The sequence below is a fragment of the Pseudomonas sp. PWP3-1b2 genome, from assembly GCF_049896045.1.
In the GTDB taxonomy this organism is placed as follows: Bacteria; Pseudomonadota; Gammaproteobacteria; order Pseudomonadales; family Pseudomonadaceae; genus Aquipseudomonas; species Aquipseudomonas antarctica_B.
This window is the reverse complement of record NZ_JAFCTN010000006.1, coordinates 82,944-104,596: the sequence shown is the minus strand read 5'-3', so window position 1 is coordinate 104,596 and position 21,653 is coordinate 82,944. Positions and strand designations below refer to the sequence as shown.

Below are 21,653 nucleotides of genomic sequence, written 5' to 3'. Positions count from 1 at the left end.
AATGCCTGTAGTTCCAGGTGCCTTATTTACCTTGCCCGACGCGTAATGTGAGCGCGCCCCTAACCCAGCAAGGTGATGGCCATGTCTACTATTCCCCTCGATGAACTGCAGGATTTACCCTATCCGTATTATCCCGCGGTCAACCTGCTTGACCTGAAGACACACAAGTACATAGAGTTTGTCGACGAAACTATCGACTTTATCATCCCCACTCCCCCTCCTCCCCCCTATCCCGGCGCCCCTCCCGTCGCCCCTCCGGTCGCCCCTCCCAATGATCCTAGTGCCAAGTGGGGTTTGGGCATCGACAGACTAACCAATATTGCCATAGCGATAGAGGCTTGGACTAAGCTTGAAGTTGGCGACTACTACAGCTGTCGCTGGCTTGATCCGAAAGTTCCTGTAGCCTCAGACTACGTCAGAGAGCTTAAAGCCCGCTACGAACTGTTGATCGACGAAACGAAAGTGCCGGCCGGCTTCTCTCCGATGTTTTGGCATGTCGTGCGTGCCAGCTTGAATGAGAGTAGCTCTAAAATACAGTGGGTATTGGTCAAGAAAACACGGCCGGGCGGTGAGGACCGAGAAGGCGGGGATCCGTGGCACAGCGAGTTGAAAATGTCGGTAGAAGACTTGGACGAGTACTCGATCATTACCGCCGATACTGTTAGTGGGGGTATTTATTGCCTGATCGAACACTATGAAAACCGTCGCCGGAACGATGTCATCACCATAGATTGGGGCGGCGAAACCTTCACCTATATTTTGAGCGCTAAAGAAGCGAGCGGGACTGCAGCGATAAGAATCAGGGTGCCAGATGGCAAAGACGAAAAAGGTAAGCCCGACCCAAACATACCAAATGTAATCAACAAAGGTCCGCAGTCTGGGCAGTTCGTAGTCAGTTTCATGGTCATGGATGTAGTAGGGAACACGTCTGGGAGCAAGCATCACTATTCCAAGGGCTATGCGTTGCAGTCGAATTTGAACTCCAAACTGCTTGACGCTCCGAGTTTCAGAGTGAACGACGTGGATGAGCCTGTAGCCGATCTTGATCAATCGGAAAAGCCGCTGTTTCAGTTGCGGACCTTCCCACCCCGGATCGGAAAAAAACCCGTGCCACCCAACAAGGTCAAGGCCTACTTAAAAATTCTCAGTGAAGACGGTGTATTAATTGAGATCATTAACGTGGGGGAACTTCCTGATACGAACGGGCAGCTTGAAACGTTCACTCTTTCCTATGAGCACGTTGCGAAAGCTGCGGGACGTCTTTTATTGGCATTTTATACAGTTTCCAACGCCGCCGGGACTAAGACATCGGCCATCACCCCAGTCAGAGTTGTGGGTACAGCAACACAAATGCCAGCGCCTGAACTTAGCCCGATCGAAGGTACGCTCTTACCCCTCGACACGGATGCTATCGTCAAGATTCCCGAGTATTACCCCTTCTATAAAACAGGAAGGGAAACGGTGGTGTTCTCACAGGGAAAGCTCGGTGAAGGTGGCTTGCTCTATACCGACACCCGGCAAGCGGGAGAGCAGGGCGGCATACGTGACGTGCTCAAGGAAAATCTGAAGATATTTGAAAACAAAGGTCCTTTCCACGTTCACTACATCGCCAACAATGGGAGGAATCTTCCATCTTCCATCCGCCATTCAGAAAAGCGGCAAGCTGAGCTGGGGGTTCGCCCCGTCGAACTACCTGCGCCGGTGGTTAAATATGCCGAAGACGGCAACATCGATCCTAAAAATGTGAAACGCTCCATTTTGCTGATGTGGTTTCCCTTTGTCGGCGCGGTCCCTGGCTACGAACTGGTTTGGAATGCAGTCGGGGACGACCACGATAGCTCCGACAGCGGCAGCATTCTCATCGATCCATCGACCGAAGGTCACCTTTTACCAGAGCTGTTGGTTGAGTTGAAACCTCAAGTACTACTCGAGAATATCAATGGCGAAATCTCGTTCAGCTACAGCGTGCAGCGGCCCGGCACAGCCAACAAGCCTAAAATCTATTCGCGCTCTGAAGTGCTCAAACTCACCGTCGGCGCCAAAGTAGTGATGCAAACACCCATTGTCGTTGAGGCCGATAAGCTCTTGCAGGATGAAGTTCATCCCAAAGACGTCTTGAGCGGGGCCACAGTGCGGGTTAACTACACCCCAATGCGCGACACCGATATCATTTTTGTCAGTTGGGCAGGTGAATTTGGTATCAGCGTCACAAAAGTTGAAGCAAGGGGCAACTCTAAGACCAATAGCGTTGATGTGCGCATCCCGCCTCATATCATCGCCTTGGGTATCCGGGAGCACGGCAACAACATCACCGTGCAGTATAGTTTCAGTCGGGGGGGCACCACTCAAACGTCCGAACCTCTGGCCTTCCGCCTCAAGCTCGTGACGGAACTGCCCGCGCCGACGATCAACGGTATCAAGGACTCGCTGTTCTATTTGCTAGCCTTGGGTGACGAGGTGAAGATCACGGTTGATCCGTGGATCATGATTCAGAGAAACCAACGCAAGTTTTTGACCATCGAGGGTACCCAAGCTGATGGCACTGAGTTCCTGGAAACCATCTATACCGCTGACAACGTCACCGACCAAGAAGTTGAACACGGGGTCGCGTTCACCATGCCGGCAGATAAGTTTCACACACTCAAGGAGAACTCGCCTCTGTACGTTAAGTGTGGCGTAAGCTTTGCGCAACGCAACGAAAAGAACACCGCCGTGCCGTTCGTCACGCGTGCGTACCGCGTGCAGGCCGTGCAGGCGAGCAATCCTGCTCCGGCTTTCGACAATAAACCTGGGACCACGCTCTTTGTTTCGCCGTTGAACTACCTGGGAGGGTCCGTCATAAGCGTGAATTACCCTGGCATGGCCAAGGACCAAATTATAACTTGCCAATTGCTGTACCCGGACGGGACTGTCACCGACTTTGCTCCGCACACAGTGGTAGCCGCCGGACGTGTGGACGTGCCGATCAACTCGCAAGTCATTGCCAAGATGGTGAGAAAAACCGTCACATTACGATACAAGGTGACGACCGGCACCGTGAGAACCGATACCAAGCATGTCTGGTCAAGCCCCCAAATACTGATTGTCGGCACTATCCCCGCAGACCAATTACCGATGGCACGGATCAATGGCGTTGCGCACAACGGCCAACACGACCTTGCGACGTTTGCCAACAATGCCACGTTAACGCTGGCCAAATGGCCTTTTATATCCGCAGGCCAAAAAATCTGGATTACATGCAGAAGTGTTGGAGCAGCGCAACTTTATGTACTGACAGCCTATGAGGTAACCCCCGCCGACTTAGACAAGGGGCTGGTAAATATTCCGGTATCGAGGCCCTGGATCGAACGCTTGACCCACGAATTTAGTGTACAGACTGTGGGCACGCTGGACGGCAGCATCGATATAGAAAATGCTGTTGCGTTCGGGGTCACCTTATATTCAATCAAGGGACAACTAAAAGTTAATCAACAGGCGATGATTTTGAACGGGGTCTCTATTAAAGATTTTCCCGCAACCAAAAAGAACGCCGATTCCTATCGCAATGTGGAGACCCGCGTGGCCACCGGTGGGGCAGGTGACTACACATACAGCTCCACTAACCCAAGGGTCGCATCAGTAGATAAGTACGGTAAGGTGACCGGAAATGCAAATGGCTCTGCTGAGATAACCATTTCGGACAAAAACTTAACAAAAATCTCATACACTGTGTATGTAAGCAACGTGTTTCGCTTCGTGTTTGATGATAGGGAGTTGAACTATACAGACGCGTGGGCTTGGGCTGCCTCAGTCGGGGGGACGCATATATTTGACGCGGCCATCTATGATCTCGGTCTGAACTATTCCGATGCGCAAAAGCATCTAGTGGGGCGATGGGCTTACGCGTCAGCGGGATGCCAGCCTTATTTTGTAACTTACTACGATGATGTGTACGGAATTTATTGCAGGCCTCATAGTGAAAAGCACCGTGTAATGTGTTTGAAGGCAGTTTAATAACCGCAGTAAAACATAAAAAAGTGGCAGCTCTACTCAACCGTAGGCTGCCACTTTCCAACTTCTATTAAATCTGTCGATGACTCGACCTCCTGCTCATCGTCTGGCGTACGCATCCGCATTCCCCGCCCTTTCTGCGCACACTCGCGCGACACGTCATCGCGTATAGTCAACCTCCCTTCAAACCGCTCGAAGCCTGCGCCATGAAACTCGCCCCCGACGACCTCAACCAGATCACCACCGCCACCCTCGGCCACTACAACACAGTTGCCGAAGACTTCCGCGAAGGCACCCGCGACCACGACGTGAGCCAGAATATCGACGCGTTGCTACGGCATATCCACGGCCCGGCGCCGTTTACCGTGCTGGATTTCGGCTGCGGGCCTGGGCGGGATTTGCGAACGTTTACGCGCATGGGGCACGTCGCGGTCGGGCTGGATGGCTCGGAGCGTTTCGCGCAGATGGCGCGCGAGGACAGCGGTTGTGAGGTGTTGCAGCAGGACTTCCTGAAGCTGGATTTACCCGCCGCACGCTTTGATGGGGTATTTGCCAATGCGGTGCTGTTTCATATTCCCAAACAGGAATTACCGCGTGTGCTGAAGCAGTTGCACGGGGCGCTGAAGCCTGGAGGCGTGTTGTTCAGTTCCAACCCGCGGGGTGAAAATAGCGAAGGCTGGAATGGGCCACGGTATGGGTCGTATCACGACCTGGAGGCGTGGCAGGCGTTGCTGACCGAGGCGGGGTTTGTGGAGTTGGAGCATTACTACCGACCGGCCGGGTTGCCAATCGAGCAGCAGCCTTGGTTGGCGAGTGTGTGGCGCAAACTGTAGAGCTTCATCGCCTAAACCGGCCTCATCGCAGGCAAGCCAGCTCCCACATTTGGAATGCATTCCCTTGTGGGAGCTGGCTTGCCTGCGATAGCTATTTCACCTGATACACCTCAGGTTTCTCACCCACCATCAGCGCCGTCACACTGTGCCCGGCATACCCTTCTTTTTCCCCGGCTGAGAAATTTGCCACCAACCGCGTGCCATCGGCGAACGTGGTCTCCTGCACCTGTTTGTCCGCCGTCAGCCAACGAAAATCGGTCATCGTCTGGGCCGCCAAACGCTGATGCAACGGCCTGAAAAACCGATCCTGACGCTGAATCATCGGCAACCGCTGCTCAAGGGTCGCATCCGTGAGGTGATACAGCGGCGGCACGTTGTAGAGCAGTTGGGTCAGCTCGTTCTCAGCCCGCACATTGCTCAGCTTCAGGCTGTCGAATAACCAATGATGGGTGGTAATCACCGAGCCGTGAAACACCGCCTGGTACAGCGGCAGGCGCATCGTCGGGTCGAAGTACAGTGTGCGAAACGGCTCTTTCAACGGCACGGGCTTGAAGAACACCGCCGGCTGTTCCGGCGGGTACCAGTTGCCGACGTAATAGGGCGACTGCTTGTCCTGGGTCATCTGCCGGTCACCCCAGCCGATCACCGGCGTCTGCATGCCGTGGGCGAACAGGGCGCCCTGGGCAGTGGTGGCATTGCCATCCTCAGAGCCCGCCGGCAGCTTGAGTACCGTGTTGATCCAGCGGGAGGCGTCGATATTGCCTTCAGCGTTCTGCGCCTGCGTCATGGGCGCACTTTCACGGTAGCTGTCGAAAACCATGCCGGTGGCGTAGGCATCAAGGAACCAGGCGTTGAAACCGGCTTTAGCCTGCACTGCCCTCACCCGCGCTTCCAGCAAAGGTCGTATACAGCGCGGGTCGATGTAGTGGCCCGATTGCTGAAAGCCGGTTTTCAGCTTGCCGTCCCTGAGCACAATCGCGCAGTCGCGGTAGGCCCTGGCGCCCAGGTGCGCAGTGGTCCAGTCCGGGTTTTCAGTGGCGGACAAGGCGGTTTCATAGGAGTCGTAGGGCGCCATCAGGTAACCCGCCTCGACACCGGCGCGTATCGCTTCAGGGTGCCACAAGCCACCTTCCCAGCCTTCGCCCAGGGTCAGCAACAGACGCGGCAGCCCGGCGGCGCGCAGGGATTGAATCGTCTGGTTGCCCCAGGTCTCAGGGGTGTCGGTCAAGGCCCCGGCAAACTCCCTGGCCAGCTCGCTGCGCAGCTCACCATAGCGGGCGGCGAGTCGGGCCATGTCCGGCTCTTCGACTTGCCAGGCCTGCCGCGCTTGCTGATTGATCGCCGCATTGAGGCCGCGCAACAACACGCCTTGCTCATAACGGTTCAAGACCCTGGCCTGCGCCAAAACCTGAGTCGCCTCTTTGTCCAACAGCCCCTTGAGTGGATGATCGCGCAAGCGTTTAACCAGCAGCGGCCAGTCACGCACGTCGGTGGGTGCCAGCAGGCTGTTGCCCCATAGGTAGATATGGCTGGCGCCAAGCAGTTTTTCGGCCTCCGACGTTTGCCGCAGCTTGTCGGCCAGCGGCTCATAGCGGCCTTGCTCCACCAGCCATTGGCGATAACGCTTGGCGCCGGCCAATGGGTCGGCGTCGCCCAAGTGCAGGCGCAAGGTCATCGGCGCCGTGGGGTCAAGACGGGTAAATTCGTGAGCCACCGACAGGGCCAGGCCCTGGCCGTCGGCCTGCCATCGCACGTGGTTGTTGTAGGGGTTGGTCAGCAACCAGTTCAGTGTGAAGCTGCCGTGGTCCATGCCCCACAGCGGCAGGCTGAGGTCTTGCGTGGTGTTGAGTTCGCCCTGCTCCAGTAAAAACGCCTTCCAGATCGGGTTGCCGGCGGGCACGTAATGGCCCTCGGCCAAAGGCCAGATCAAGCCTTTGCCCATGGCCTCGGCGGGTTGGCGCAGCAGCGGCAACTGGCCCGGCTCGCGCGCGCTGATGGTCAGGGAAAGGTCGCGGCGCTCAAGGCGAGCGGTCAGGTGGTAGGCGCCGTTGTCCCATTGCCAGGCGGCCTGTTCAGCGCCGGTTTGCAGCTCGCTGACGGCGTGCGCGGCAACGCCGCTGGAGGCTTGCACCGGGGTTTTACCGGCAGGCGTGACGCGCAGGGCAAGCGTGGCGGGGTCGAGTTCGACGCGCCATTGGGGGTTTTCCAGCACGGCTGCTGAAGTGATCGGAGAAAGGAATAAACCGCAGACCAGTACAACGTGACGCAGGCAGTTCATTGGGGGTAGACCTGTGTGCAAAAGAGGTCGAGGGTAAAACATTCGATGGCGTGCCGGAGGGGCACAAGCTATTTCAGGACGTTTCGTACATACCCCGAGGCTGGGTGGAGATCCACATGTGGGAGCGGGCTTGCCCGCGATAGCGGTATGTCAGCGAATACATTTATCACTGATACACCGCTATCGCGGGCAAGCCCGCTCCCACAGGTTTAACCGCGTTTTTCCGGATGTTCCTGCTTGGGCTCGCGAATTTTGTACCAGGCCACGTACAGCGCTGGCAGGAACAGCAACGTCAGCAAGGTCGCAATGATAATCCCGCCAATCATCGCGTAGGCCATCGGCCCCCAGAACACTTCGCGGGCAATCGGGATCATGCCCAAACTGGCCGCCGCCGCCGTCAGCAGAATGGGCCGGCGCCGATGCTCAGTGGCTTCAACCACCGCATCCCACGGCGTGTAGCCGTCGCGTTCGTAGGCGTCGATCTGTGTCACCAGGATCACCGAGTTGCGGATGATAATGCCGATCAGCGCCAGGATGCCGAGGATCGCCACAAAGCCCATGGGCGTGCCCGTGGGTATCAGCGCCAGCACCACGCCAATCAAGCCCAGCGGCGCCACACTCGCCACCAGGAACATCTTCTGCACGCTGTGCAGCTGGATCATCAGGAAGGTCGCCATCAGGAACAGCATCAACGGCACCACACTGGCGATCGGGCCTTGAGCCTTGCCGCTTTCTTCGACGGTGCCGCCGGTGGCCACCTTGTAACCCACCGGCAGCTCGGCGTTGAATTTGTCGATGGTCGGCGCCAGCTGTTTCACCAAATCCGTAGGCTGCATCTCATCGCGCACCGAGGCCTTGACGGTGATCGTCGGCTTGCGGTCGCGACGCCACACCAGCGGCTGTTCCAGTTCATAGCGCACGGTGGCGAAAGCCAGCAGCGGAATCGAGGTGCCGTTGGGCGTGACGATCTGCAGGTTTTGCAGGGTTTCCGGCGTACCACGCTCGGCGTCTTCGGCGCGACCGACCACGTTGATCAGGTAGATATCGTCGTGCACCTGGGTCACCGACGCACCGCTGACCACGCTGTTCATCAACTGCGCCACGTCTTCCGACGACAGCCCCAACTGCCGCGCCTTGTCCTGGGCGATGTCCACGCGCAGCACTTTGCCTGGCTCGTTCCAGTCGTAGATGATCTCGCCCAAGTGGGTGTTTTGATCGAGCAAGGTGGCCAGTTCGATGGCGTGTTTTCGCACCTGGTCGGTGTCTTTGCCGGACACCCGATACTGAATCGGACGGCCCACCGGCGGGCCCATTTCCAGCGGCTGCACATAGCTGCCGATGCCCACAAAGTCATCGCGCAGGCGCTTTTGCAAGCGCGCGATCAAGGCGCCCCGCTCTTCCAGGCCCTTACTCACAATAACCAACTGTGCGTAGTAGGGGTTTTCCAATTGCTGGTCGAGGGGCAGGTAGAAACGAATCGCGCCCTGGCCGATATAGGTGCTCCAGCGCGCGATGTCCGGGTCATCCTTGATGATCGCCTCGAGGCGGTCGACGGCTTTGCGGGTCTCGTTGATCGAGGCGTTTTGCGGCAGGTTCAGGTCCACCAGAATTTCCGGGCGGTCCGACGACGGGAAGAACTGGTTCTGCACAAACTGCATCGAGAACACCGACGCCACAAACAGCCCGACGGTGATGCCGATCGCCCACCAGCGGTTACGCATGGCCCACAGCATGCCGCCGTTGAACGCACGCCCTACGCGCCCCGGTTCGTCGTTATGCGGCTTCACGTTGGCACTGAGGATATGCACGCCAATCACCGGCGCAAACAGCACGGCCACCACCCACGACACCAGCATCGCCACGGCAATCACCGCAAACAGGGTGAAGGTGTACTCGCCCGCCGAGCTGGCGTTGAGGCCAATCGGCACAAAGCCGGCCACGGTCACCAGCGTACCGGTGAGCATCGGAAAGGCCGTTGAGGTGTAGGCGTAGGTGGCCGCCTGCTCCTTGGTTTCGCCTTTTTCCAGGCGCGTGATCATCATCTCCACGGTGATCATCGCGTCGTCCACCAACAACCCGAGGGCGATGATCAACGCGCCCAGCGACACCCGCTGCATGGTAATGCCGCTGTATTCCATGAACACAAACACCAGCGCCAGCACCAACGGAATCGAGCACGCCACCACCAGCCCGGCGCGCATGCCGAGGCTGATAAAGCTCACCACCAGCACGATAATCACCGCCTCAAACAGCGCGCTGGTAAAGCCGCCGACGGCCTCTTCCACCACTTCCGCCTGATCGGACACCTTGTGCACGCCAACGCCCACCGGCAGGTCGGCGGTCAGCTCGTCCATGCGTGTGTGCAAGGCCTTGCCGAACGACTGGATATTGCCGCCCTTCTGCATGGCAATCGCCAAACCAATCGCCGGTTTGCCGTCGAAGCGGAACATGGGCCGCGCCGGGTCGACGTAGCCACGGCTGATGTCGGCAATATCGGCCAGGCGATAGAAGCGGTCATTGAGCCGCAGGTTGACGTTGGCCAGGTCCTTCTCGGAGGCGAACTGCCCCGAGGTGCGCACTGAAATCCGCTCCGGCCCGGCCTCGATCACACCCGCGGGGGTCACAGCGTTTTGCGATTGCAGGCTTTGCACGACCTGCCGTTGATCAATCCCCAACGCCGCCAGTTTGCGCGTGGAGAAATTCAGGTAAATCACTTCATCCTGCTGGCCGATCATCTCGACCTTGCCCAGGCCCGGCACCGAACGGATCTCGGCGCGCACCTGTTCCACGTAGTCGCGCAGCTGGCGCATCGACAGGCCGTCGCCGGTAAACGCGTACACCGAACCGAACACGTCACCGAACTCATCGTTGAACGACGGCCCCTGCAGCCCTTGGGGGAAGGTGCCGCGAATGTCGTCGATTTTCTTGCGGACCTGGTACCAGATCCCCGGAATGTCTTTGGCGCTGGTGGTGTCCTTGAGGAACACAAACACCGTGGACTCACCCGGCCGCGTGTAGCTTTTTACATAGTCGAGGGCGTCGAGCTCTTCGAGTTTTTTCTCGATGCGGTCGGTGACCTGCTTGAGGGTTTCTTCCTGGGTCGCACCCGGCCAGCGGGTTTGGATCACCATGGTTTTGATGGTGAACGAAGGGTCTTCCTCGCGGCCCAGGTTCATGTACGAGAACACGCCCATCAGCAGCGCGACGAACATCAGGTACCAGACGAAGGACTGATGCTTGAGGGCCCAGTCGGATAAGTTGAAGCTCCCTTTCATCGCGGGCTGTCCTCGTCGATTTTGACTTTTTGTCCGGGTTTCAGGCTGTTCACGCCAGCGGTCACGATGCGTTCGCCGGATTTGACGCCGCCATTGAGCAGTGCGCTGTTGGCGTCACGGCTGATGACGCTGACGTCACGCGGTTGCACGGTCTGGTTGTGAGTGTCGAGGAGCCAGATGCGGGTTTTGCCATCGACCTCCTGCAAGGCGCTGACCGGCACTTCGATGCGCGGCGCGATAGCGGTGCTCAAGGTCACGCTGATCGCCGTGCCGAGGCGAAATGCAGCAGGCGTCTCGGTAAGAGTCAGTCGGGCGCGACGGGTGCGCGTGGCACTTTGGGCCTGGGGCTCGATCTCGCGCACGATGGCGGTGGTGTTAACGCTCGGGTCGAGTTGCCCGGCCACCACAAACACCACGTCCGTTGGCAGGCGCTCGGCGAGGCCGGCGGGCAGGTCGATCACCGCTTCCTTGATGTCCGGGCGCGCCAGGGTCACGACTTGCTGGCCGGCGCTGACCACCTGGCCCGCCTCGGCATTCCAGGCGGTGACGATGCCAGCGTGGTCGGTGCGCAATTCGGCGTAGTTGAGTTGGTCTTTCGCCTGGTTGACCGACGCTTTGGCTTGGTCAAGGGTGGCCTGGGTGGTTTTCAGGTCGGTCTGGGCAATATCCAATTGAGCCTGGGCGCCGACGCCACGGTTGAACAGCTCTTGCTGACGGCGGGCGTTGGCTTGGGCATTGATGAACTGCGCCTGCACGCGGGCGAGGTCACCCTGAGCCGAGCGCAGCTGGTTTTGTTGGTCGGTGGGGTCGAGGACCGCGAGCAATGCGCCCTTCTCCACTTCCGCGCCCACGTCCACCGCGCGGCGCGCAATGCGGCCGGGCACGCGGAAACCCAGGTTGCTTTCATAGCGGGCCTGAATCGTACCGGCGAAACGGCCAAGGTTTTCCTGGTCTTCGGCTTTCACCTCCATCGACAGCACCGGGCGCACCGGCTCCGGTGGCGGTTCTTCCTTGGAGCACGCCGCGAGCAACAGGCTGGCGGCGAGTAATACCGTCAGGCGCTTCATGGCTGAACTCCCTGGTCGGCGATCTCGACGATCATCCCCGGATGCAACAATTGCCCCCCGGCCACCACGACTTTTTCGCCGCCCTTGAGGCCGTCGCCAATGATCACTTTGCCGGTGAGGTAGCGCGCCACGGTGACCTTGTGCAGCTGCGCCTTGCCGTCGCCGTCGATCAGCCACACGGCGGGTTCGTTGAGGTCTTTGGTCAACGCCGCCCACGGCAGCTCGATACTGGCCTTGGCCGGGCCATTGGCGGTGGCGCTCACCACCGAGCCCAGCTCCATGCCTTTAGGCAGGCTTTGCAGGGCAATTTTGACTTGGACGGTGCCGGTATTGGCGGCCACGGCGGGCGTGACTTCGCGCACCTTGCCCACTGCCTTGATGCTCGGGTTATCCAACAGGCTCACGGTGATCGGCGCATCCGGTGGCGGCTCGACCAGCAACGATTCGTACACGTTGAACACCGCATCGCGCTCGCCATCGCGGGCCAGGCTGAAAATCGGCACCGTGGCCTGCACCACCTGGCCCACTTCGGCCTGACGCGCGGTAATAATCCCCGGCGCATCGGCAATCAGCGCGGTGTAGCCCAGTTGCTCACGGGCGTTGGCCAATTGCGCCTGGGCGGCGGCCAGCGCACTTTGGCTACTGCGCAGCGCGGCCTGGGCGGAATCGTATTCGCTGCGGCTGGTGTAGCCCTTGGGCAAGAGCTTTTCCTGGCGCACGAAGGCGGCGGCGGTCTGTTTGACCCGCGCCTGTTCGGCCACGACCTGGGCCTGGGCGGAATCGACGTTGGTTTGCAAATCCTTGGGGTCGAGCTTGGCCAGCACTTGCCTGGCGCTGACGCGGTCGCCCACGTCGACCATGCGCTGGATGATCTTGCCGCCGACGCGGAACGATAAATCGGTTTGCACACGGGCCTGGATATCGCCTGTCAGCGTGACCGCTGCGGCAAAATCAGCCGACTTCACGGTCTGCACAAACACCCGTGAATGTTCCTTGGGTTCGGCCTTTTTCTCGCCACAGCCGCTCAATAGCGTCACCAGGCCAAGTCCGACGATAAATGTGATAGTTCGACCGCCCATGCAGGCTCCTTTGCGTGACGCGATGTGCCAGTGTGTATGCGACTCTGAGCTTAGTTCAGGGTTCCTTATCTGCAGGGAGGATCCCATACTCCGAGGGTTCCCACACCGACTGAATACACATGCTGAAAACTCTCGCGGTCGCCAATTACCGCTCCATCAACAAATTGGTGGTGCCGCTTGACCGGTTGAACCTGATCACCGGCCCCAACGGCAGCGGCAAATCCAACTTGTACCGCGCCCTGCGTTTGCTCGCAGAAACCGCCCAGGGCGGGGTGATCAACGCGCTGGCCCGCGAAGGTGGGCTGGATTCGACGTTCTGGGCCGGGCCGGAAACCATCACCCGGCGCATGCGTTCGGGCGAGGTGCCGATTGAGTCCACCGTGCGCCAGGGCGTAAAGCGTTTGCGCCTGGGCTTTGCCGGGGAAGATTTCAGCTATGCCATTTCGCTGGGGCTGCCCGAACCCAGCCTGTCGTTTTTCTCCCTGGACCCGGAAGTAAAAAAGGAATGCATCTGGGCCGGGCCTATCTATCGCCCGGCCAGCCTGCTGGTGCAGCGCTCCGGGCCGATGGTGCGCGCCCGCGAAGGCCGCGCCTGGGATGTACTCGCCCAGCACACGCCGAACTACCACAGCCTGTTCGATCAGGTCGGCAGCCTGCGCGGCTCGCCGGAGGTGCTGTTGCTGCGCGAAAGCATTCGTGGCTGGCGCTTTTATGATCACTTTCGCAGCGATGTGGACGCGCCGGTACGCCAACCGCAGTTGGGCACACGCACGCCGGTGCTGCACCACGATGGGCGAGACCTGGCGGCGGCGTTGCAGACCATTCGCGAAATCGGCGACCCGGAGGCGTTGCAGCGCGCGATAAGCGATGCATTTCCCGGCGCACGCCTGAACATCCAGCCATTGCAGGGCGGGCGCTTCGCCATTGAGTTTTATCAGGAAGGGTTGCTGCGGCCGTTGTCGGCGGCGGAGCTGTCGGACGGGACGTTGCGCTATTTGTTGTTGGTCGCGGCGCTCCTGACGCCGAGACCGCCGACCATGATGGTGCTGAACGAGCCGGAAACCAGCTTGCACCCGGACCTGTTACCGGCGTTGGCACGGTTGATTATTCAGGCGTCCATGCAGTGCCAGGTGTGGGTGGTGTCGCATGCGAGCCGGTTGATTGCGGCGCTGGAGCAGGATGAGGGGTGTAATTCGATTGTGCTGGAGAAAGTGTTGGGGGAGACCCGAATCGTCGGGCAAGGGATTCTGGATGCGCCGGCGTGGCATTGGCCGGAATAGGCGGTGCCTGAGCCGGCCTCATCGCGGGCAAGCCCGCTCCCACAGTTGAAGGTATTCACAAATCAACATGTGGGAGCTGGCTTGCCCGCGATAGCTATTTCAGCCCTGCCACTTGCCGCCTTCAGCAATCACACTCTCGGGCTTGGTGTCATCGCTCAGCTCTTTACGCACGTACTGGTCATACAACTTGAGCAGGAATTTCTCTTCACCCAACTTCGCCAACTCGGCATTCACCCAGTCGCGCAGTTCAATGTTGCCCTTCTTCACCGCAGGCGCAATCGGCGCTTCTTCACCGAGCTTCTCTTCCAGCACGCGGTAGCCAGGGTTCTGCTTGGCCCAGCTGAACAGCACCAGATTATCCTGGGCGTAGGCATCACCACGGCCTGCCGACAACGCTTGCAGCGACTCGGAGTTTTTCTCGAACTTGAGCAGTTTCCAGTCCGGGTGGTTTTTGGTCAGCCAGATATCGGCAGTGGTGCCGGTAGTCACGATGGTGGTGCGGGTGGCCAGGTCATCCAGGGTTTTCACCGAGCTGCCCTGCGGCACCAGCGCCTGCACCGCGACTTTCAGGTTGGGGTTGGTGAAATCCACCGCTTCCTTGCGCTCGGGCGTCACGGTCATGTTGGCCAGGATCAGGTCAACCTTGTCGCTTTGCAGGAACGGAATGCGGCTGGCCGGTTCAACCGCGACGAACTCGACTTTGTTTTCATCGCCCAGCAAGTCCTTGGCGAATTGGCGGCCAATGTCGGTATCAAAGCCGACGTAGCGACCGGCTTCGTCCACAAAGCCGAACGGCGGTTTGTCGGTGAACACGCCGACGATCAGCTTGTCGCGTGCCTTGATTTTGTCGATGGCGCTCACGGCAGCGGCAGCAGGTTTTGCAGGTTCTTCGGCCTTTTTATCGCAACCGGCGAGCAGTGCGACGGCAAGCAGTGGCAGCAGTAATTTTTTCATGGCAGCTCCAATTCCTTGGTCTTTTTGGGCAGTGTTGAAACAAAGGAGAACTTCTCCAGAAACTGCTGCGCGCGTGCGGTTTGCGGGTTCGTAAAGAATGCCTCGGGGGTGTTTTGTTCGAGGATGCGTCCGGCCTCCATAAACACCACGCGGTCGGCGACGGCGCGGGCGAAGGCCATTTCGTGGGTGACGATCAGCAAGGTCATGCCGTCGCGGGCCAGGCCCTGAATCACCTCCAGCACCTCTTTGACCATTTCCGGGTCGAGGGCGGCAGTGACTTCATCAAACAGCATTACTTGCGGGTTCATGCACAGCGAGCGAACGATGGCGATGCGTTGCTGTTGGCCGCCGGACAGCTGGCGCGGGAAGGCATCGCGCTTGTCGGCCAGGCCCACGCGCTCCAGCAGTTTCTCGGCCTGGGCGCGGGCTTCGCGCGGCTCGCGTTTTTGCACTTTCAGCGGGCCGAGCAGAATGTTGTCGAGCACGCTCATGTGCGGGAACAGGTGGTAGCTCTGGAACACCATGCCGACGTCCTGACGCACCTGGCGCCAGTCGGTGGTGTTATCCAGCAGCTCCTTGCCGGCAAAACGCAGGCTGCCGCTGTGGGCGACTTCCAGCCCGTTGAGGCAACGCAGCAAGGTGCTTTTGCCGCAGCCGCTGGGGCCGAGGATCACCACCACTTCGCCGCGTTGCACACTCAGGTCGATGCCCTTGAGTACCTGCGCCTCGCCGAAGAATTTGTTGAAACCCTGAAACTCGATCAATGCGCTCATGCTTGGGCCCAGCGCCGTTCCAGCACCTTGGAGGCGGCCGACAACGGGTAGCAAATAAAGAAGAAAAACAAGAACAGCGCGCCGTAGATCAATACCGACTCGTAGGTGCGCTCGATGATTTGCTGGCCGACCTTGATCACGTCCACCACGCCGATCAGCACCGCGAGTGAGCTGGTCTTGATGATGCGCGTGTAGACGTTGATGGATGGCGGCGTCATGCGTTTCAGCGCCTGGGGCAGCAGCACGTAGCCGTAGAGTTGCGGCGCCGACAGGCCAATCGACAACCCCGCCTCGCGCTGGCCGCGCGGCAGTGAATGCAATGCGCCGCGCACCACCTCGCCCACTTCACTGGCGCCCCAAAGCGACAGCACCAGCACCGCGCACCAGAAGCTCGGAATGCTCAGGCCAAAGAAAATCGGCAGGCCGAAAAACAGCAGGTATAGCCACACCAGCACCGGGATGGCCCGGAACAGCTCCAGATAAATCCGCAGCACGCCGTTGATCAGCCTGTTGTTCAAAGTCCGCAGTACGCCGTACAACACACCGCCAACGGTGCTGAACGCAATGCTCAAAAACGAAATCGACAAAGTTTGCGCAGCGCCCTTGCCCAGTTGCGGCAACGACACCCACAACAATTCAAGACCCGAACTGGCCATGCTGGAGCCTCCTTTCCAGGCGGCTGAGCAGCAGCGACAGTGGCAAAAACAGCAGCACGCAAATCAGCGTCAGCACGGCGAGCATTTCGTAAGTTTTGTAGTAGAGCGCGATGTAGCTCTTGGTGGTGTAGAGAATCTCGGGCACGGCCACAGCAGAGACCACGGTGGTCTCCTTGAGCAGGAAGATGAAATTGGCGAACAGCGCCGGCAGGCTGAGGATGCCCGCCTGGGGCAGGATCACGTGGCGCAGCAGTTGCCAGTTGGACAGGCCGATAGACTTGCCCGACTCGATTTGCGCCAGCGGCACCGCTTCCACACCGGCGCGCAGCACTTCGGTGAGGTAGGCCCCGCCAAGGAAGGTCATGGTGATAATCGCCGCCCAGAACCCGGAGATATTGAAACCCAGGGCCGGTAAGGCAAAGTAGACGAAAAACAGCTGGATCAGCAGCGGCGTGTTCCGCGCCAGCTCCACATACACCGCTACCAGGCGCGACAGGTAGGGCGTTCGAAACACCAGCAGCGCGGCGTTGATCAGCGCCACCAACAGCGAGGTAGCAATGGCGATCAAGCCCACTTGCAGCGTCACCCCCACGGCCTTCAAAAACGCCGGCAGGGTGCTGAGGATAAACGCGAAATCGAAGGTCATTTGCAGTCCATGGCGCCGCAAGGGTAATGCGGCGAGCGCAGTTCAATCCGACGTGGGTAACGCCGGGTAGCGCGAACTTTAAAGGTATAAAAAGCAAAATTTAAATACCCAAAAAGCATATTGATATCACCCAAAAAGATAACCTCCAGATTCGCGGGTTTGACAGGTGGCGGCTATGGTTGGGGGTTTATGATTCGAGGGAACGAATGATGAACGAAGCGAAACCGATTGATCCGCAAGAGCTGGTGAAGTGGTTGGTGGCGTTGAGCCGGGCTATCAATACGCCACCTTCCAATGTGGGAGCTGGCTTGCCTGCGATTGCGGTCTTTCAGTGACAGATGGGCTGGCTGACAGTCCGCTATCGCAGGCAAGCCAGCTCCCACAGGTTTTCGATTGTGTTCCAAGCGGGCATAAAAAAACGCCGACGCTGTAGTAGCCGTCGGCGTTCAAACCTTGAAGGGGGTTTTGGGTTACATCAGAACGCCGGCACGACTGCGCCGTTGTACTTCTTCTCGATGAAGGCTTTGACTTCCGGGCTGGTCAGCGCCTTGGCCAGTTTCTGGATAGCGTCGCTGTCCTTGTTGTCTGGGCGGGCGACCAGGAAGTTCACGTACGGCGACTTCGAGTCTTCGATGATCAGCGCGTCTTTGGCCGGGTTGAGGCCAGCTTCCAGCGCGTAGTTGGTGTTGATCACGTCCAGGTCAACCTGGTCCAGAACCCGTGGCAGCAGCGCGGATTCCAGCTCTTTGAATTTCAGGTTTTTCGGGTTGCTGGCGATGTCTTTTAGCGTGGACAACGGGTTGGTCGGGTCTTTCAGCGTGATCAGGCCGTTCTTCTGCAGCAGCAACAATGCACGGCCGCCGTTGGAGCCTTCGTTCGGGATCGCCACGGTGGCGCCAGCTTTAAGCTCGGAAATATTTTTGATCTTTTTCGAGTAACCACCGATGGGTTCAACGTGCACACCGATCACGGTGACCAGGTTGGTGCCCTTGCCCTTGTTGAAGTTTTCCAGGTACGGCAGGGTCTGGAAGTAGTTGGCATCCAGGCGCTTCTCGGCAACCTGCGTGTTCGGCTGCACGTAGTCGGTGAACACTTTGATTTCCAGGTCCACGCCTTCTTTGGCCAGGGTCGGTTTGACCAGCTCAAGGATCTCGGCGTGCGGGATCGGCGTGGCGGCCACCACCAGTTTCTCATTGGCCTGGGCGAAGCTTGCAGTCAGGGCAGCTGCCAGCGCGGTAAACAACAGAACCTTTTTCATGCAGTGTCCTTATCGAAATTCCGGGTCGTCTCTGACGGCCGATTTTTTATGGTGTGCCAGCGAAGTGCTATCGCGGCGTGGTAGGGAAGATACCTAGATTTTTTATTCCCGAACAATATCTTTTATTCACGTTGATATTCCATTTTGTTCATGCAGGAATTTGCGCAAGGTTTCCTGCTCAGCCGGGCTGGCACTCTCGAAGATCCGGCGCACCTGCTCAAGCGGCGAGCCCTGCGCCGGCAAATTCAGATGCTCGGGCAAAATCTCATCGCCATTGCTCACCAGCAAAGCAAAGTGAATGACGTTTTCCAACTCCCGGGTATTGCCCGGCCAGCTGTAGTCTTCCAGCACGCGCTGGGCGGCATCGCTGATCAGCGGCACCGGTAAATCCAGGCGCTGGCTGTAGATGCCGAGGAAGTATTCGGCCAGGGACAGGATGTCGCCGATGCGCTCGCGCAGCGCCGGCAGGTCCAGTCGGCCTTCGCTCAGGTAATGGAACAGACGCTCGTTGAATTTGCCCGCCGCCACGGCCTGCGCCAGGTCAATGCTGGTGGCTGCCACGAGGCGCACGTCCACCGGGCTTGGCTGATGGGCGCCAACGCGGGTGACTTCGTGATTCTCAAGCGCGGCGAGCAATTTGACCTGGATCGGCAACGGCAAGTCGCCAATCTCGTCCAGGTACAAGGTGCCGCCATTGGCCGACCCAAACCATCCGGCCCGGCTGCTCGCCGCGCCACTGTGGGCACCGGAGGCGTAGCCGAACAATTCTGCGTCGGCGTAGGTTGGGCTGATGGCGCCGCAATTGACCGACACAAACAAGCCGGTGCGGTCGCTGCCACGGTGAATGTGGCGCGCCAGCAGCTCTTTACCGCTGCCGGTCTCGCCGCGAATCAACACAGGCAAGGCACGCGGCGCAAGGCTTTCCAGCTCTTCGCGCAATTGGCGCGAGCGTGGGTCGACGAACACCAGGGCCTTGGCGCGGATGCTCAGCGGGCTTTTGTCGGCGTCGGGAAAGGTCAGCAGCGGCTGGCCGTAGGTTTCATGCAGGCTCATGTCAGGCTCCCGCCCCCAATCCACTCAAGGGACGGGGCGTTGAAAAAATATCAGGCACTACGCCGGGCGTGGTGCTCAAGGCGGTGTTGCAGGCGATAGAGGTAGGCAAAACCCTGCTCCCAGCGCTGGTGGCCGGACTTCACATTGATATGGCCTGCACCCGACAAAATGCCCGCTTCGGCGCCCCAGTTGCGCGCCAGCTCCAGCGCCCGAGGGGCACTGACGGCGCTGTCGTTGTCGGAACTGACCACCTGGCTTGGAAACGGCAGCAGGTCGGTCGGAATAGGCGCGAAATTACGCAAGGCAGGTGAGCACGCAGGGCGTTCGACATCGGCCGGGGCCACCAGCAACGCACCGCGTACCTGACGCAAAAAGTGCAGCGGCGCCGTCGCGGCCCAATGGGCGACGGTGATGCAGCCCAGGCTGTGGGCGATGAGAATGACCGGCGTACTGTCGGCCGCAATGGCCTCGGCCAGCGCCGCCACCCAGTCTTCGCGACGCGGGGTGAGCCAGTCGGCCTGCTCCACGCGCGCACTGTTGGGCAGGCTGTTCTGCCAGTGGCTTTGCCAATGATCTTCTGGCGATCCTTGCCAGCCCGGCACGATCAGATAACGAATCGACTCGCTGTGCATGGGTGTGCCCTCCTGCAGCGTTTAACGTTGCTGACCAGTATAGGGAGGGGTTGTATATTCGTTAAGGAATAAGAAGCTATTTATTAATAACCAAAAACTCAAGCCCGGTAAAGATCAAAAGGTGGGAGCTGGCTTGCCTGCGATGGCGCCAGAGCAGTCAACGCCCACGATCACGCCGCAGCAATTTCTTCACCCGCGCCACCAATGCCTTGGCCTCAAACGGCTTGAGCAAATAGTCATCTTCATGCAGCTCCAGCCCGCGCAACCGGTCTTCAATCCCGCCCGGCGTGGTCAGGAACAGCATCGGCGTCTTGCCTTTCAGCCGGATTGCTTGCTGCAACTTCCAGGCATTCAGGCCCGGCAGCATCACATCGAGAATCACCAGGTCGTACTCGGTGCTCTCCACAAAACGCAGCGCCGCCATGCCATTGGCCGCGACTTCCACGGTGTAGCTGGCCTCGTTCAAGCCACGGGCCATCCGCTGTGCCTCGTCGGATTCATGTTCCACTAACAGGACGCGCATAACACACCTCGATTAATCAGACGCGCAGGCTACCACCCTCAGGTGTGCGTCGCCTCACGCAGACGCTGAACGTCGAGAATCTCGATCTCGCCATAGCCCAGGCGCACGACGCCTTGGGCTTGCAGGTCTTTGAGCAGCGCGTTGGTGGTCTGGCGCGACAGGCTCAGCATCGCCGCCAGGTCTTCCTGGGGCAGTTGCAGGATGCTTTTTGCGTGTTCGGTGTCGCCGTAACCTTCCACCATCATCAACAAACGATGGGCCAACCGAACCGAGGCGGGCATCAGGCTCAGTTGTTCGAGGTTGATAAAGCTCAAGCGCAGCTTGTGGCTCATCAACAAAGCCAGGTCGCGCCAGTATTGCGGGGTTTGATCGAGGATGTTCAGCAGCGCCTGCTGCGGCACCTGCAACACCGTGCACGGCCCCACGGCGCAGGCGTCGTGGGTGCGTGGCAGGCCATCGAACAGGCAGATTTCGCCGAACCAATACGGCAATTCCACCAGGCTCAGCACGGCTTCCTTGCCGTGCTCATTCACCGCGCTGATGCGCAGCGTGCCGTCGAGCACCGCATACAGGCCGCACGGCGGGTCGCCGCGCCTGAACAGGTACTGCCCCGCCGTCAGCTGCCGCGGCCGGGCGTGGGCCAGCAAGCTATGCTGAAACGGACCTGGCAAATGGCTGAACCAGTGACCGGTGGCGAGCCGCGATCGCCATTGCTCTGCATCCATGAGAACTCCGAAGATTGTCGCCCAGCTGACAGTCAGGCGCAGGCTGACAGGGCATGATCTCCCATCCTACAGGAGGAACAACAATGAAAAGCCTCGTCGATCACCTCAGCCAATACGCTGCCTACCACCGCGACCCGCGCAACATCGCCAGCCATTTTATCGGGATCCCCTTGATCGTGGTTGCCGTGGCCGTACTGCTCTCGCGCCCTGAATGGGCGGTGGGCGGCCTGTGGATTTCACCGGCGGTGATTGTCGCGCTGTTTGCCGTGTGGTTTTACCTGCGCCTGGAACGGGCGTTGGGCGTGCTGATGACGGTGCTGATGGGTTTGTCGGTGTGGGCGGGGCACGTGCTGGCGGCGCAGAGCACTATGGTGTGGCTCAGCGGCGGCATTGGAATGTTTGTGGTGGGCTGGGTGATTCAGTTTGTCGGGCATTACTACGAAGGTAAAAAGCCGGCGTTCGTGGATGACGTGTCGGGGCTGATCGTGGGGCCGTTGTTTGTAGTGGCCGAGTTGGCGTTTCTGGTGGGGTTGCGGGGTGACCTCAAGCAGCAGATCGAGGAACGGTCTGGGCCTGTAATGCGCCGTGATCTGCAGCCGAGAAAGGTCTGAATGTGGGAGCGGGCTTGCCT

18 protein-coding genes are annotated in these 21,653 nt (G+C 59.4%); 5 read left to right on the top strand and 13 right to left on the bottom strand.

Annotated elements, in window-relative coordinates; translation table 11 throughout:
• The first annotated feature begins 81 nt into the window (after window positions 1–81).
• Together ACP7A2_RS06100 and ACP7A2_RS06095 are read left to right on the top strand one after the other, a co-directional pair.
• Window positions 82–3,993, top strand: a complete 3,912-nt coding sequence (locus tag ACP7A2_RS06100; protein WP_426133498.1) for an Ig-like domain-containing protein — start codon at window positions 82–84, stop codon at window positions 3,991–3,993.
• A 203-nt stretch (window positions 3,994–4,196) separates the two neighbouring features.
• Window positions 4,197–4,823 carry a class I SAM-dependent methyltransferase gene (locus ACP7A2_RS06095; RefSeq protein ID WP_426133497.1) on the top strand — a complete coding sequence of 209 codons (627 nt, stop codon included), beginning with the start codon at window positions 4,197–4,199 and terminating at the stop codon, window positions 4,821–4,823.
• 91 nt (window positions 4,824–4,914) lie between these two features.
• Here the strand turns inward: ACP7A2_RS06095 and ACP7A2_RS06090 are convergent, their stop codons facing one another.
• The 4 genes from ACP7A2_RS06090 to ACP7A2_RS06075 all read right to left on the bottom strand — a co-directional run bounded on the left by ACP7A2_RS06090 (window position 4,915) and on the right by ACP7A2_RS06075 (window position 12,522).
• Window positions 4,915–7,101, bottom strand: a complete 2,187-nt coding sequence (locus ACP7A2_RS06090; protein ID WP_426133496.1) for a glycoside hydrolase — start codon at window positions 7,099–7,101, stop codon at window positions 4,915–4,917.
• Between the two features lie 209 nt (window positions 7,102–7,310).
• Window positions 7,311–10,376 carry an efflux RND transporter permease subunit gene (locus ACP7A2_RS06085; protein ID WP_426133495.1) on the bottom strand — a complete coding sequence of 1,022 codons (3,066 nt, stop codon included), beginning with the start codon at window positions 10,374–10,376 and terminating at the stop codon, window positions 7,311–7,313.
• Window positions 10,373–11,443: an efflux RND transporter periplasmic adaptor subunit gene (locus ACP7A2_RS06080; RefSeq protein ID WP_426133494.1), complete on the bottom strand. Its 1,071-nt coding sequence runs from the start codon at window positions 11,441–11,443 to the stop codon at window positions 10,373–10,375. The genes ACP7A2_RS06085 and ACP7A2_RS06080 overlap by 4 nt, the downstream gene beginning before the upstream one ends.
• On the bottom strand, window positions 11,440–12,522 hold the full coding sequence (locus ACP7A2_RS06075; protein ID WP_426133493.1) for an efflux RND transporter periplasmic adaptor subunit: 1,083 nt from the start codon (window positions 12,520–12,522) through the stop codon (window positions 11,440–11,442). The genes ACP7A2_RS06080 and ACP7A2_RS06075 overlap by 4 nt, the downstream gene beginning before the upstream one ends.
• Window positions 12,523–12,641: 119 nt before the next feature.
• On the opposite strand from ACP7A2_RS06075, the gene ACP7A2_RS06070 reads away from it, so the two are divergent.
• Window positions 12,642–13,802 carry an AAA family ATPase gene (locus ACP7A2_RS06070; RefSeq protein WP_426133492.1) on the top strand — a complete coding sequence of 387 codons (1,161 nt, stop codon included), beginning with the start codon at window positions 12,642–12,644 and terminating at the stop codon, window positions 13,800–13,802.
• A 99-nt stretch (window positions 13,803–13,901) separates the two neighbouring features.
• On the opposite strand, the gene ACP7A2_RS06065 is transcribed toward ACP7A2_RS06070, so the two are convergent.
• Genes ACP7A2_RS06065 through ACP7A2_RS06050 form a run of 4 tightly spaced genes read right to left on the bottom strand, consistent with a single transcriptional unit; the run spans window position 13,902 to window position 16,831 of the window.
• Window positions 13,902–14,756 carry a transporter substrate-binding domain-containing protein gene (locus ACP7A2_RS06065; RefSeq protein ID WP_426133491.1) on the bottom strand — a complete coding sequence of 285 codons (855 nt, stop codon included), beginning with the start codon at window positions 14,754–14,756 and terminating at the stop codon, window positions 13,902–13,904.
• A complete protein-coding gene (locus tag ACP7A2_RS06060; RefSeq protein ID WP_348056271.1) occupies window positions 14,753–15,529 on the bottom strand; it encodes an amino acid ABC transporter ATP-binding protein in 777 nt (258 codons plus the stop codon). The genes ACP7A2_RS06065 and ACP7A2_RS06060 overlap by 4 nt, the downstream gene beginning before the upstream one ends.
• Window positions 15,526–16,185 carry an amino acid ABC transporter permease gene (locus ACP7A2_RS06055; RefSeq protein ID WP_426133490.1) on the bottom strand — a complete coding sequence of 220 codons (660 nt, stop codon included), beginning with the start codon at window positions 16,183–16,185 and terminating at the stop codon, window positions 15,526–15,528. Before ACP7A2_RS06055 ends, ACP7A2_RS06060 begins: the two co-directional genes overlap by 4 nt.
• Entirely contained in the window at window positions 16,166–16,831 is a 666-nt protein-coding gene (locus tag ACP7A2_RS06050; protein ID WP_426133489.1) for an amino acid ABC transporter permease, read from the bottom strand. Before ACP7A2_RS06050 ends, ACP7A2_RS06055 begins: the two co-directional genes overlap by 20 nt.
• A 209-nt stretch (window positions 16,832–17,040) precedes the next feature.
• Between ACP7A2_RS06050 and ACP7A2_RS06045 the strand changes: the two genes are divergently transcribed.
• Complete coding sequence (locus ACP7A2_RS06045; protein ID WP_426133488.1) at window positions 17,041–17,166, top strand: hypothetical protein; 126 nt, start codon at window positions 17,041–17,043, stop codon at window positions 17,164–17,166.
• 140 nt (window positions 17,167–17,306) lie between these two features.
• Here the strand turns inward: ACP7A2_RS06045 and ACP7A2_RS06040 are convergent, their stop codons facing one another.
• From ACP7A2_RS06040 to ACP7A2_RS06020, 5 genes are all read right to left on the bottom strand, one after another.
• Window positions 17,307–18,089 carry a MetQ/NlpA family ABC transporter substrate-binding protein gene (locus ACP7A2_RS06040; RefSeq protein WP_426133487.1) on the bottom strand — a complete coding sequence of 261 codons (783 nt, stop codon included), beginning with the start codon at window positions 18,087–18,089 and terminating at the stop codon, window positions 17,307–17,309.
• Window positions 18,090–18,215: 126 nt separating this feature from the next.
• On the bottom strand, window positions 18,216–19,142 hold the full coding sequence (locus tag ACP7A2_RS06035) for a sigma 54-interacting transcriptional regulator (protein ID WP_426133486.1): 927 nt from the start codon (window positions 19,140–19,142) through the stop codon (window positions 18,216–18,218).
• Between the two features lie 50 nt (window positions 19,143–19,192).
• A complete protein-coding gene (locus ACP7A2_RS06030) occupies window positions 19,193–19,774 on the bottom strand; it encodes an alpha/beta hydrolase (RefSeq protein WP_348056281.1) in 582 nt (193 codons plus the stop codon).
• Window positions 19,775–19,931: 157 nt separating this feature from the next.
• Window positions 19,932–20,297 carry a response regulator gene (locus ACP7A2_RS06025; protein WP_375070423.1) on the bottom strand — a complete coding sequence of 122 codons (366 nt, stop codon included), beginning with the start codon at window positions 20,295–20,297 and terminating at the stop codon, window positions 19,932–19,934.
• A 38-nt stretch (window positions 20,298–20,335) separates the two neighbouring features.
• Complete coding sequence (locus ACP7A2_RS06020; RefSeq protein ID WP_426133485.1) at window positions 20,336–21,022, bottom strand: Crp/Fnr family transcriptional regulator; 687 nt, start codon at window positions 21,020–21,022, stop codon at window positions 20,336–20,338.
• An 83-nt stretch (window positions 21,023–21,105) separates the two neighbouring features.
• Here ACP7A2_RS06020 and ACP7A2_RS06015 point away from each other — a divergent pair, with 83 nt between their 5' ends.
• Window positions 21,106–21,633 carry a DUF962 domain-containing protein gene (locus tag ACP7A2_RS06015; RefSeq protein WP_426133484.1) on the top strand — a complete coding sequence of 176 codons (528 nt, stop codon included), beginning with the start codon at window positions 21,106–21,108 and terminating at the stop codon, window positions 21,631–21,633.
• Window positions 21,634–21,653 lie beyond the last annotated feature (20 nt).